This is a genomic window from Actimicrobium sp. CCI2.3 (assembly GCF_035019065.1).
Classification (GTDB): domain Bacteria; phylum Pseudomonadota; class Gammaproteobacteria; order Burkholderiales; family Burkholderiaceae_D; genus Actimicrobium.
The window spans coordinates 44,050-57,177 of sequence record NZ_JASJWR010000002.1 but is presented as its reverse complement, the minus strand read 5'-3'; the positions used below and the strand labels follow the sequence as shown (position 1 = coordinate 57,177).

General features: G+C 56.5%; 12 protein-coding genes and 1 riboswitch. Of the genes, 4 read left to right on the top strand and 8 right to left on the bottom strand.

The features are described from left to right. Position 1 precedes the first annotated feature (1 nt). Positions 2-613 (top strand): 5-formyltetrahydrofolate cyclo-ligase, encoded by a 612-nt coding sequence (locus QN370_RS01535; RefSeq protein ID WP_322128952.1) that lies wholly within the window; start codon positions 2-4, stop codon positions 611-613. On the opposite strand, the gene QN370_RS01530 is transcribed toward QN370_RS01535, so the two are convergent. The 7 genes from QN370_RS01530 to metK form a co-directional block, all read right to left on the bottom strand. Next, on the bottom strand, positions 610-2,985 hold the full coding sequence (locus QN370_RS01530; RefSeq protein ID WP_322128953.1) for a bifunctional diguanylate cyclase/phosphodiesterase: 2,376 nt from the start codon (positions 2,983-2,985) through the stop codon (positions 610-612). The two genes, QN370_RS01535 and QN370_RS01530, sit on opposite strands and share 4 nt — an antisense overlap. A gap of 42 nt (positions 2,986-3,027) precedes the next feature. Beyond that, positions 3,028-3,777, bottom strand: coding sequence for an alpha/beta hydrolase (locus QN370_RS01525; RefSeq protein ID WP_322128954.1), 750 nt, complete (start codon positions 3,775-3,777; stop codon positions 3,028-3,030). Between the two features lie 219 nt (positions 3,778-3,996). After that, complete coding sequence (metF, locus tag QN370_RS01520; protein WP_322128955.1) at positions 3,997-4,848, bottom strand: methylenetetrahydrofolate reductase [NAD(P)H]; 852 nt, start codon at positions 4,846-4,848, stop codon at positions 3,997-3,999. Beyond that, positions 4,845-5,189: a phage holin family protein gene (locus tag QN370_RS01515; protein ID WP_322128956.1), complete on the bottom strand. Its 345-nt coding sequence runs from the start codon at positions 5,187-5,189 to the stop codon at positions 4,845-4,847. Before QN370_RS01515 ends, metF begins: the two co-directional genes overlap by 4 nt. A gap of 86 nt (positions 5,190-5,275) precedes the next feature. Beyond that, positions 5,276-6,715, bottom strand: coding sequence for an adenosylhomocysteinase (ahcY, locus tag QN370_RS01510; protein WP_322128957.1), 1,440 nt, complete (start codon positions 6,713-6,715; stop codon positions 5,276-5,278). Between the two features lie 26 nt (positions 6,716-6,741). Further along, a riboswitch (S-adenosyl-L-homocysteine riboswitch) is annotated at positions 6,742-6,828 on the bottom strand. Between the two features lie 41 nt (positions 6,829-6,869). Further along, positions 6,870-7,799: a M14 family zinc carboxypeptidase gene (locus tag QN370_RS01505; protein ID WP_322128958.1), complete on the bottom strand. Its 930-nt coding sequence runs from the start codon at positions 7,797-7,799 to the stop codon at positions 6,870-6,872. A 31-nt stretch (positions 7,800-7,830) separates the two neighbouring features. Next, entirely contained in the window at positions 7,831-8,994 is a 1,164-nt protein-coding gene (metK, locus tag QN370_RS01500; RefSeq protein WP_322128959.1) for a methionine adenosyltransferase, read from the bottom strand. Positions 8,995-9,174: 180 nt separating this feature from the next. Between metK and QN370_RS01495 the strand changes: the two genes are divergently transcribed. From QN370_RS01495 to dapF, 3 genes are read left to right on the top strand one after another with little or no spacing between them, the layout of a single operon-like run. Continuing rightward, the gene (locus tag QN370_RS01495; protein WP_322129206.1) at positions 9,175-10,029 is read left to right on the top strand and encodes a lysophospholipid acyltransferase family protein; all 855 of its coding nucleotides are present in this window, start codon (positions 9,175-9,177) and stop codon (positions 10,027-10,029) included. Next, on the top strand, positions 10,026-10,934 hold the full coding sequence (locus QN370_RS01490; RefSeq protein ID WP_322128960.1) for a lipid A biosynthesis acyltransferase: 909 nt from the start codon (positions 10,026-10,028) through the stop codon (positions 10,932-10,934). Before QN370_RS01495 ends, QN370_RS01490 begins: the two co-directional genes overlap by 4 nt. Positions 10,935-10,941: 7 nt before the next feature. Then, entirely contained in the window at positions 10,942-11,805 is an 864-nt protein-coding gene (gene dapF / locus QN370_RS01485; RefSeq protein ID WP_322128961.1) for a diaminopimelate epimerase, read from the top strand. On the opposite strand, the gene QN370_RS01480 is transcribed toward dapF, so the two are convergent. After that, positions 11,802-13,013 (bottom strand): hypothetical protein, encoded by a 1,212-nt coding sequence (locus QN370_RS01480; RefSeq protein ID WP_322129216.1) that lies wholly within the window; start codon positions 13,011-13,013, stop codon positions 11,802-11,804. The genes dapF and QN370_RS01480 overlap by 4 nt on opposite strands. Positions 13,014-13,128 lie beyond the last annotated feature (115 nt).

The window sequence follows — 13,128 nt, the reverse complement described above, 5'->3', positions numbered from 1 at the left end:
CATGAACCAGACGAAACCAAGCATAGCATGGGGGGCCAGCCGCTCCGAAGCCGACCTCGCCCAGGATAAAACGGTCTTGCGCGAACAGTTACTAGCGGTGCGCAAAGCGCTGACCGGCGACATCCGCGACGCGGCCTGCCGGGCCATCGGCCAGCACCTGCTGAACTGGCAGACTGGCAGCAAAGTGGCAACGCTGGCCGTGTACTGGCCAATCCGTGGCGAACCAGACCTGACTGACGCCTACTGGCAACTGGCGCAACGTGGCGTGCAACTGGCCTTGCCGGTCGTCTCCGGGCCAGCAACGCCGCTGACGTTTGCAGCGTGGGCGCCAGGCCAAGCAATGATGACGGATGCGTTCGGTGTGCCGATCCCGACCGACCTGTCACGCTTGCTGGTGCCGGACGCCATCGCCATCCCGTGTGTCGGCATCAGTGCGCAACGCTACCGTCTTGGTTACGGCGGCGGCATGTACGACCGCACGCTGGCGCTGTTGCCAGCGGTCCAGACCATCGGTATTGCCTTCGATTGTGCGAGGAGTAATTTTGCGGCAGCAGCGCACGACGTCAGGCTGCAATCGCTGATTACCGAAAGCGGGATCGAAGCAGACCATTAGCCGATCGCCCGTGGCGCACCGAGGTGAAATCCTTGCGCATAATCGACGCCTATTGTGCGTAACAACTGCACGACCGCTTCACTTTCGACACCCTCGGCGACTGTCTTCATGCCCAGTAAATGGCCAATTTCATTGATGCTGCGTACCATCGCGCCGTTCACCGCATCGGTCGCCATGTTGGTGACGACATCGCCGTCGATCTTCAGGTAGTCCACCGGCATACGCTTGAGATAAGCCATTGACGTCAGACCGCGGCCGACATCATCAAGCCCGACCTGAGCACCAGCGCCATGCATCGCATCAAAAAAGACCAACGTCTTGGCTGCGAGTTCAATCGCTACCGATTCAGTGATCTCGAAACATACTGTGGTTCCCGGTATCCGGGCCAGCATGCCAACGGCAAACTTGTGAAAGGCAGGGTCGATGACAGAGGCACCGGAAATATTGATTCCCACGCTAGTGACGGAGCGCCCCGACTCGCTCAGCAGCCACGCGCAAGTCTTTGCCACGACCCAGCGATCAATGATCACGGCCAGGCCGCAACGCTCTGCCGCTGGCAGGAAGGCACCAGGCAACACCAGTGTCTGGCTATCATCGCTGAGGCGTAACAGGATTTCGACATGCTGACCGGGATGATCGGTCAGCGCCAGGATTGGTTGAGCAAACAGCACGAAGCGATCTTTGTCGACCGCCTCTTGCAGAACAATGCCCCAGGACCGCGATGGCTGCCCCTCGAATAGCTGATGCCCGGAGCCAACACCGATGTGGACACGGCCACGACCTGCGGCCTTGGCCGCAAAACAGGCCTGGTCAGCCGCCTGTTGCAACGCCAGCGCATTCTCCCAATGCTGATCCAGCAAAGCCAGGCCGATACTGGCCCCCACGTCGAACGGCTTGCCATCGAACACAAAACGCAAGTCGACCATGCGATCGCAGATGGTCTGGGCAATGCGCTCTGCGGTCTGTAAATCGCAATTTTGTAGCAGGACAGCGAATTCATCGCCACCCAGACGCGCCACCTTGTCGGTGGTTCGCACGCACTGACGTAACAGATCCGACACCTTCTTCAACAGCACGTCCCCGGCAGCATGACCACAACTATCATTGACCGCCTTGAAGCGATCCAGATCAATAAAGCAGAGTACGTGCACGACGTCCCCACTTTGGGCGGACACAAACAGTTGCGCCAGCAAGCGATCAAATTCCAGCCGGTTCGGCAGGCCGGTCAGATGGTCGTGGCGGGAACGGTATTCGACTTCCTGGTGATGTCCGCGCTGTTGCGTGACATCGCGAAAAACCATGACCACGCCACTGACCAGTCGATCCGCTGAAAATATCGGCGCAGCGGAATCCTCGACGGCGTATTCGACGCCGTGCCGGGCAATCAGGAGCGCATCGGCGGTTGCGCCAATGATCCCGCCTTCTGCCAGACAACGCGTGACCGGATTGCCGGCGGGTGTGCGGTCGGACTGGCGTACGATGCGAAATACCTGATCGACCGGATGGCCGACGGCCTCGTTGCAACGCCATCCAGTCAGCGATTCGGCCACTGGATTGAGATATTCGACCAGACCAAAACGGTCGGTTGTAATGACGGCATCGCCGATAGAGCGCAAGGTCACGCGGGTCCGTTCGTGCTCCATCTCGCTGGCGATCTCCAGCGCCTTGCGCTCGGTGACATCGACCAGGTAGCCATGCCACAGGACGCTACCATTGGCACGTGCCTCAGGAATGGCACTCCCTTCGAGCCAGCGCAATCCCTGACGCGGCAAGTTGACCCTAAATTGCTGGTGCCACGGACTGAGCGCTTGCGCTGATAGCCGAATACCTTCACTGATACGGTCAAAGTCATCCGGATGCATACGCGCAAACGCCTGTTTGGCATCACGCTGCAACTGCATCGGGCTAACCTCGTAAATTAGCCGGATTCCTTCACTGGCATACGGGAAGCGGGAGGTGCCATCGGCATCGAGAATGAACTGGTAGATCGCCCCTGGCATTTGCTCGGTCGCTTTTTTTACCCGAAACAGCTCATCTTCGAGCCGCTTGCGTTCGCGCATCTGGATGACCACGCATTCGGTAACCGCAACGCCGTCACGGATCCGGCGCACAGCGTTAAACAAGATCGGTATTTCGACGCCATCGGGTCCCAGCAGCATCAATGCAATTTCTTCAACATGTCCGTGCATGTGCAGCAGCGTCATGACGCGCATGTGAAATTCCAGGCGCATCGCTGACGACCATAACTGGTCTAGTGGCAGACCAGCGAGCGCCTCCCGGTCGACCCCGAGCATGTCGGCAAATGTTTTATTGGAGGAAAGCAGCAATAGCGATTCACTGAACAAAAACAGGCCGCACGGTGCCCGCTGCATGTCGAATCCAGCCAACGTCCTGGTATGGATATGCTGACTCACTCAGCGGTTACGAACAAGGTAGTCGCGTATCAACGCGATGGTTTCTTTGGGGTGGCTGAGCTGCGGACAATGTCCGAATGCGTCCAGTTGCATCAGCGTGCTGTTGGCCAGATGGCGATGCATGTACGCCCCGACAGCCTGCGGCGCCACGATATCCTGCGTGCATTGCAAGATCAATACAGGCAGGTTGCCCTCGGCCAGATCACTGCGGTTGTCAGCCAGAAAAGTCGCGGCGGCGAAGCGGCGCGCAACCAGCGGGTCCATTGCGCAAAAATTGGCGTGGAGTTCGCCAGCTAATTCCGGACGGTCGGGATTGCTTGCCACCATGTCCGCCAACTGGCTGGTCCAACCGGTCTGGTTGCGTTCGATCATGTCAAGCAGACCCTCAATGTCGGCCCGCTCGAAACCGCCGTAATAACCCGGCAGGTCATTGATGTAGCGCGGAGACGGGCAAATCATCACCAGTTGGGAGATCCGCCCGGTCAGCATCTTCGCCGCGAGCAGGCAAATCATGCTGCTCACGGAATGCCCGACCAGGATCACATCATGCAAATCGAGTGTCTCGCAAATATCGACGACATCGCGGGCATAACCATCCAGACTGGCATAGCGCTGCGGTTCATAGGCATCCAGATCGGAGTGACCGGCACCGACATAATCGAACAGCACAACCTGATAATCCGGCTCGAATGCCGGACTGACAAAACGCCACATGATCTGGTCGCAGCCGAAGCCGTGCGCAAAAACCATCGGTTGCTAGCCATGCCCGCTGACACGAACATTATTTCTGCGGAGGATAGTCATGTAACCCCTTTACCGGCGGGTCATTGACCGCACCAACCGCAGCTTCCGGAGTCGAAAGCCTGACAGCCCGCACAGAGTAGCGGCCTGTCGCGGCAAGCGCAACAAACAAAAGTCAATTCAGGCTGTTACTTTCAGTGAACTATTTTTATCGACACATCATGAAAGTCAGACCAGCGAAGACTGCAGTCGCTGGCAAATCGCGATCGTCGGACCAGCCTGGTTGAGCGAATAGAAATGCAGACCGGGCGCACCGCCGACCAGCAAGCGCTCGCACATTGCCGTCACCACATCGAGACCAAAAGCACGGATGGATTCCGCATCATCTCCGTAACTGGCCAGCGCGAGTCGTATCCAGCGCGGGATTTCGGCACCACACATATCCGAAAACCGCATCAACTGCATGTAGTTCGTAATGGGCATGATGCCAGCGACGATTGGCACGTCGACACCGAGCTTGCGTGCGTCATCAACAAACCGGAAATACGCATCGGCGTTATAAAAATACTGAGTAATCGCCGCATCGGCACCGGCTTTTACCTTGCGCGCAAAATGCTGCATGTCATCCGACGGCGAGCGCGCCTGCGGATGCATTTCCGGGTAGGCGGCGACTTCAACATGAAACCAGTCGGCTGACTCGGCTCGAATGAATTCGACCAGCTCGCTGGCGTAGCGGAATTCGCCGGAGGCAGCATCCGTTGCGCCGTAGCCGCTCGGCAGATCACCGCGCAAAGCGACTAACCGGTCAATGCCGTGGGCGCGGTATTCAGCCAGAATTTCACGCAGACGAGCTCGCGAACTTCCGAGGCAGGAAATATGCGGCGCAGCTTGATGCCCTTCACTGCGGATATCGAGCACCGTATCCAGCGTGCCTTGCTGCGTGCTGCCACCTGCGCCAAAGGTGACTGAAAAGTATTTGGGATTGATGACAGCCATCCTGGCACGGGTGGCACGTAATTTGTCGGCACCCTCGGCTGTCTTGGGCGGGAAAAATTCGATGCTGAATTCAGGATGAGTCATTTTTTGTCGAGTATGAGGGAGGACAGAGCCCAGGAAATAATGCTGTAGACCACCGCCGCCAGAATGGCAGAGCCGAAACCGGCGACATGGAAACCGCCGACCATCTGGGCCACACCCCAGAACATCAGGCCGTTGATGACGAAAATGAACAGGCCAAGGGTCAGGAAAGTGACTGGTAACGTCAGCAACAACAGCAGAGGGCGAATCAGCGTATTGACCAGACCCAGCACTAGCGCGGCGACCAGCGCAGCGCCAAGACTATCGACGCTGACAGAACGCATCAGGTAGGGCAGCGCTAACAGCGCGGCGGCGTTGATGAACCAGGTAATTATCAGGCGCATGAAAATTCCGTATTAATGTGAAAAAACCGCTTCGCTACGGCCGGCAGGCCATCTCGAAGCGGTAGTTGGCACGAAGCCAGGATGGATCAGTAGCGGTATTGCTCCGGTTTGTACGGACCAGCTTGCTGCACGCCGATGTAGCTGGCTTGCTCGGGAGTCAGTACGGACAATTGGGCGTTCAACTTCTGCAATTGCAAACGGGCGACTTTTTCGTCCAGGTGCTTAGGCAAGGTATAGACACCGACCGGATATTTGTCAATATTGCAAAACAATTCGATCTGCGCAATGACCTGGTTGGCGAACGACGAACTCATCACGTAGGACGGATGGCCGGTACCGCAGCCAAGATTGACCAGGCGACCTTCGGCCAGCAAGATGAGGCGCTTGCCGTCAGGGAAAATTACGTGATCGACTTGCGGCTTGATGTTTTCCCAGGTGTACTGCTTCAATGCCTCGATTTCGATCTCATTGTCAAAGTGACCGATATTGCAGACGATCGCCTGGTCCTTCATCTTTGCCATGTGCTCAAGCGTAATCACATGATAGTTACCGGTTGCCGTGACGAAAATATCGGCGTGTTCTGCCGCATAGTCCATCGTGACGACGCGATAGCCTTCCATCGCTGCCTGCAGCGCGCAAATCGGATCGATTTCCGTGACCCAGACCTGGGCTGACAATGCCCGCAGTGCCTGCGCCGAACCTTTACCGACATCACCATAGCCAGCGACGACGGCAACCTTGCCGGCGATCATGACATCGGTCGCACGCTTGATGCCATCAACCAATGATTCACGGCAACCGTACAGATTGTCGAACTTCGATTTGGTGACAGAGTCGTTGACGTTAATTGCAGGGAACGCCAGTTTTCCATCCTTGAACATCTGGTACAGGCGATGCACGCCAGTTGTGGTTTCTTCCGTCACACCCATGACTTGGGCCAGACGGCTTGAATACCAGCCCTGGTGCGAAGCGAGACGCTTTTTGATGGAAGCGAAAAGACAGATTTCTTCTTCCGAAGCAGGATTGTCCAAGACAGAGGCATCTTGCTCGGCGCGGGTGCCGAGGTGCAGCAACAGGGTCGCGTCACCACCGTCATCAAGAATCATGTTGGCATGCTGCTCGCCATCGGCGCTGGCAGGCCATTCGAAAATACGATGGGTAAATTCCCAGTATTCATCGAGTGATTCGCCCTTGAAGGCAAATACCGGTGTGCCATCGGCAGCAATAGCGGCCGCAGCATGATCCTGCGTTGAGTAAATATTGCATGAAGCCCAACGGACCTGCGCACCGAGCGCTTCCAGTGTCTGGATCAGCACGGCGGTCTGGATAGTCATGTGAATAGAGCCGGTAATGCGCGCACCCTTGAGTGGCTGCGCTGCCGCGTATTCGTTGCGGATGGCCATCAGGCCAGGCATTTCGGTTTCTGCGATGCGAATTTCCTTGCGGCCCCACTCAGCGAGACTGAGGTCGGCAACGAAATAATCTTTGAGTACTGCGACTTGAGGGTTTAACACTGCGGCGTTCATCACGCCCTCCTTTCGTTAGAAAAAAAGAAACGTGAGCGCAGTTGCGGGGGATGGTGCCTCCAAGCCTGACCCGGCTTGCTGACGCAAGTCCGGCTGCAACGCTCCTTGGAGAGCGAATTATAACGTAATTAAAAAAATGTTCCGTTGCCTTAAATCAATTTTCATGTATTGCTATTCCGGCACCTGTCGCAATTCGTGTGGACGGCTTTGGTGCTGGCGGCAACTCTGCAGATCGAGACACGTTCAACTTGATCCAGGTGAGCATGTCAATCCAGATGCGGTCTACTTCCTTGGCCGGCGGCATCGCTTGCGCGTTGGGCAATTCGATCGTGATAACGAGGATATTACGGTGCAGGCCACTGTAATTTCCCAGTGACCCCGGGTAGACACCCACTCGATTAAATTGCAGCCGTCCAAATCGCTCCGGCACCGGCGCTGGCCCGTCAAAATCGAGCACCCCAAACGGGGCATGCACGGACACGATGACATTCGGCTTGAAGCGATCAATCTCTGCCTTTAACCAACGGGTTTCCGCTTCGGACAATGGCCCTTTTCCGGGAAAACGACGCGGATCGCTGGCGGTGGTCTTGGACCAGTAGTGCGTCGCTTCCTGTTGCCATCCGGGTGTCGGGAAATTGCGATTGAGATCGACACCGCGAGCATTGACACGACTGGGCTTGGCCGCCAGCAAACCGTCCGGATTAAGCACCGGCACCACATCCCATACAAACTCGCGCGCCAGCGGTATCTGCGTCTGCTGCAACCATTTAAAAACGACCGCGGATGCCGTCAGCTCGTCCCCATGGATCCCGCCCAGTAGCATGACGCGCAATGGCTTGTAGTTACCATGGTCGACAGAGGAAATCTGCCGCGACAAAATCGGAAAACCATTCGTGGAAACACCGCCGGAGGGCTGGAGGTTGCTGGCCTGACACACTGCTGCCGTTATTTCCGGCAACCGTGCGGCCAGCCGCTTGCACCAAGCCGCTTGACTGGCCGGCGAGGAAGCCGCTGCGAACGATAGCGGGACACAACATGCCAGAACAGCCGAGGCAGCCAACTGTCTGCACGCTACCCGAGGCATGCTATCTCCAGCGCCATCCTTGGCACCATTTTTACAATCCAGCCGTTGCGCGCAGGGCAGCAGCACGATCCGTACGCTCCCAGCTGAATTCAGGCTCTTCGCGACCAAAATGCCCGTACGCCGCTGTTTTCAGATAGATCGGACGCAACAGATCGAGCATTTGCACGATTCCTTTTGGACGCAGGTCGAAATGTTCTTTCACCAGTTCAGCCAGCTTTTCGTCACTGATCTTGCCCGTACCAAACGTCGTCACCATCACGGACGTCGGCTTGGCGATACCGATTGCATACGACACCTGAATCTGGCAGCGCGACGCCAAGCCAGCAGCGACGATATTTTTAGCGACATAGCGCCCGGCATAAGCAGCGGAACGATCGACCTTGGTAGGGTCCTTGCCGGAAAAGGCACCACCACCATGCGGCGCGGCACCGCCGTAAGTATCGACGATGATCTTGCGACCGGTCAGACCACAATCACCTTGCGGACCACCAATGACAAAACGTCCTGTTGGATTGATCAGATAGCGCGTGCCATCGAGCCATTCCTGTGGCACCACCGGCTTGATGATCATCTCGATGACGGCTTCTTCGATTTCCTTGTGCTGCATTTCCGGCGCATGCTGGGTCGACAACACGATGGTATCGATGCCGACTGGCTTGCCATCGACATAACGCAACGTGACTTGTGACTTGGCGTCCGGGCGCAACCAGGGTAGACGGCCGTCCTTGCGTAATTGAGATTGTCGTTCGACGATCCGGTGAGCGTAATAGATGGCGGCAGGCATCAGTTCCGGCGTTTCATCGCATGCGTAACCAAACATCAGGCCTTGGTCACCGGCACCCTGATCGAGGTCCGTACCGGTACCTTCGTCGACGCCTTGCTTGATATCCAGCGACTGCTTGTCATAACAAACCATGACTGCGCAGCTCTTGTAGTCGATGCCATATTCAGCATTGTCGTAGCCGATGCGCTTGAGCGTGGCGCGCGCGACGTCGATGTAATTGATGTTGGCGTGTGTCGTGATTTCACCAGCAAGAATGACAAGGCCGGTATTGCACAAGGTTTCGGCGGCAACGCGTGCTTGCGGGTCGACTTCGAGGATCGCGTCCAGGATTGCATCGGAAATCTGGTCGGCAACTTTGTCCGGGTGGCCTTCCGAAACAGATTCGGAGGTAAAAAGGAATTCATGTGCCATGGCAGGCTCCTGTAATTACAATGTCGATGACCATGTCGCAGCCAATCGAATGAGCCTGCGACGCTTTAGCGAAATTTATAAGCCGCCTCGCAAGTTGTCTATTAACCCGGCGGATAATGCATCCGTGATATTTTACGCCTCTTGTCTACAATCAGCAAAATCACCGGACTTCCTTCATTGATACTGGTCACCCTTTTTCGCTTGCTGTCTTATCTTCCGTTATCCGTGCTGCACGAGATTGGCTCCCTGACGGGCCGCCTCGTTTATCGCTTTTCGGCCCGCTACCGGCAGCGACTGGACGCCAATTTGCAGCTAGCCGGTTACGCCGCTGACTTGCCTGCTGCCATACGCGAATCCGGCAAGAACATCGTTGAACTGCCTTTTATCTGGTGCGCGCCGCAGGACAAAGTCCTCGCGAAGGCCACGATAGAAAACTGGCATGTCGCACAATCGGTCATTGACCAGGGTCGCGGCATAATTTTCCTGACTCCTCATCTGGGTTGCTTTGAAATCATTGCACAGGCCATCGCCACCCGACTGCCATTGACCGCACTGTATCGTCCGCCTCGCAAAAGCATCCTGAAGCCGCTGATCGAAGGTGCACGGCAACGCCACAACCTGATCCTCGCTCCGGCGAATCTGCGCGGGGTACGCGCGCTACTGAAAGCCCTTAAATCAGGTGGCGCAATCGGCCTGCTGCCCGATCAGGTTCCCCAACATGGCGAAGGCGTCTGGGCTGATTTTTTTGGCAAGAAAGCTTACACAATGACGCTACCGGCAAAACTGCACAGGATGACTGGTGCCCCGCTGCTGCTGTCGTACGCCGAACGTTTGCCGCAAGGGCGCGGCTACGTGATCCGCTTCTCGACCTTCGACGGCGTCCTTGACGACGATCCGCAACAACAAGCGCATGCCATCAATACCGCGATGGAGCAGTTGATCGCGCGCTCGCCTGCGCAGTACTTATGGAGTTACAACCGCTACAAGACACCGGAAGGTGTCCTTCCCGCTGACTTACCGGAGTCCGGACTATGAGGTTGCTGCTCGGGCTGATGTGGTTGCTTCACTGGTTGCCACTGCCGATACTGGGACGACTTGGCGCTGTAGTCGGGAGTCTGCTGTTTGTCACCGTCCGCTCACGACGTCGCATCACGCTGATCAATCTGCGCTTGTGCATGCCTGAACTGACGGAACAGCAACGGCAGCACATTGCGCTCAAACATTTCCAGGGATACGCACGCGCCATTCTGGAACGCAGCGTGCTCTGGTGGGCCTCGGAAGCCAGACTGCGACGGCTGATCATCATCGAACCATGCGTTCCACTGGAACAAATTCAGGCGGGTCCGACGATCCTGCTCTGCCCGCATTTCGTCTGCCTTGATGTTGCCGGCGTCGCCGTCCTGCTGGAGTCACCACTGTGCTCGATCTACACCCGGCAGCAAAACAAGGTGTTTGACGAGGCGCTGCGCAAAGGTCGCTCGCGCTTTCGTCCGATCAAACTGTTTTCGCGCGCAGAAGGCATCAAGCCCGTACTGCGTGCAATGCGCGAAAAGCTGCCATTTTTTATGTTGCCAGACATGGACTTTGGTGCAAAAGATGCCGAGTTCGTCCCGTTTTTTGGCACTCCGGCAGCCACGCTGACGGCACCAGCGCGGATCGCCGCCTCCACGGGGGCAAAAGTGATCCCGGTGATCGCTACATTCCTGCCAAATTATCGCGGTTGGAAAGTCACTTTTTATCCTGCCTGGGAGAACTACCCGGGCGATGACATGATCGCAGCAACCCGCAAAATGAATGCCTTCATTGAAGACCGCATTCGTGAAACACCGAATGAATATTTCTGGACTCACAAACGGTTCAAGACCCGACCAACAGGGAAAGAAAGTGTCTACGCGAACGTCGGCAAACCTCCCATTACTTCCCATCCGGCCAGCTTATAATCCGCCAATGAAAATCAAATTCACCAAGATGCATGGTGCCGGTAACGACTTTATTGTCATCGACGCGATCAACCAGCAGATCAACCTGACACCGGCGCAATGGCGTCAATTGGCAGACCGGCGTTTCGGCGTGGGCGCAGATCAGATTCTGGTTGTTGAGGCATCCGAGGCTACCGATATCGATTTCAGATACCGTATTTTTAATGCCGATGGTGGCGAGGTGGAGCAATGCGGTAACGGTGCACGGGCATTCGTCCGGTTCGTGACTGAAAAAAAATTGACTGCAAAAACCGAGCTGAAGGTCGCCACGATGAAGGGCATCATCAGACCGAGACTTGAAGCAGACGGCAGCATTACGGTTGATATGGGCGCGCCAGTATTGCTTCCCGAGCAAGTCCCGTTCGATGTGACAGGACTCAGCAGTACCGATGTCGCTGACGACACGCTCTGGCCTCTGCAAATAAACGGTCGCACCATCATGATGTCGGCACTCTCGATGGGTAATCCGCATGCGGTACAAATCGTCGATTCCGTCGACAACGCCGACCTCGCGCTCGATGGTCCGGCAATCGAACATCATGTCCGGTTTCCCAATCGCGTCAATGCCGGTTTCATGCAAATTCTGGACCGACATACGATCCGGCTTCGCGTCTTTGAACGCGGTGCCGGAGAAACGTTAGCCTGCGGAACGGGTGCTTGCGCGGCAGTCGTATCAGGCATAAGGCGGGGACAACTGGACACACCCGTGCGGGTGGAGACGCGCGGTGGAACGCTATCGATCGCCTGGAATGGCGGCACTTCTCATGTCATGCTCAGCGGCCCCGCAGTCACTGTCTTTGAAGGCGAAATTACCTTGCCGGCTGAAGACTAGTCCGGCACCAGCACCCTGAGACGATACAACCGTTGCCGGTAATTACCTTCCGGGCCTTTGATGCCACAGTCGACATCCTCGAACAACCGCGCGAGTCGGCTCAATGTCTGTCGCTGTTCATTTGACTCAATCAGGATCAGGCGTCGCTTGCTCCGCGGATGAACATCACGGATATCGATCAGCAGACAATGCCCGCAATCAGCGGCATTCACGTTGAGCAACAGTGCCTCGGCACGAGATAGTCCGAAAACGACTGCCAGTTCAAGCCGCGCAACCAAAAATGGAACAGGTCGATTTTTGTCATAAACCAGCTTTTTACTCGCCGCCTCAGCCCACGATGCACGGACCGGCACGTCGGTAATTTTTTGAATGAGTTGCTGCGCTTGCTCGTTACCTTGCACGGCGGCTTTTTGAAGCCAAAAAGCCGCTTCTACATCCTTGGATTGATCAGTGCGCCGACCACGCCATGCTGCCATGCCCAGCTCCAGCTGCGCCACCGTATGGCCGGCTTCTGCCGCTTTTTGGACGTAGTAATGTGAATCAAGCAAATTACGCTGAGAAAACTCGGGCTTCAGGTAAATCCGGGACGTAGCGAACCAGGCCTCTGCCAATCCCTGCTCCCCCGCAGCGACCAGCCAGCGCAGCGCCTTCTTGTAATTGGCCAAGCCGCGTACTTCTGTCAAACGCGTTCCTTTGCAGTCCATGCGTCCGAACCATAATCCGAGGGCAAGGCATGACTGAGGATCGCCAGCGCTAGCGGCAGCCTCCAGAAAGCACTCAAGCTCCATCGCATCAAAATCACCCCGTGCCATTAATACTTCACAGCAGTGCGCCAGCAATGACGCTTCGTCGATCATCGGCTCTTCTGGCAAATCAGCCATGGGACGAGACTGCCTTCTTACCATGGCCTGACGTGCTAATGGCAATGCCCATCGCAGAAAATTGTCATGATTACCGGCGTGCCACGCATAGTCGGCGAGGGCATATTGTGCGCGCGTGACACCGCCGTCGGCTGCGCGCACAGTCCATTCCAGAACAGTTTTTTTTGCGTTGTCATTAGCGGGCATCTTAAGACTGGTCGAATGAAACGAATGACTGGACAGTGCGCGAAGGTCGGACCCATCGCAGCCATTGGCATGTCCGATCAACTGCGCCATGAGCCATTGCGCTTCACCGAACCCTGCGTGTGCCACAGCTTCCAGCGCCATCCATGCCTTCCTGCGCAAGACATCGCTGGCGCAATCGCCTGCCTGTGCCAGTACCAATTTGGCCAGAACCAGACCCGCCTGCAAGACACCGGAGTCAAACGCTCTTTCGTACCAA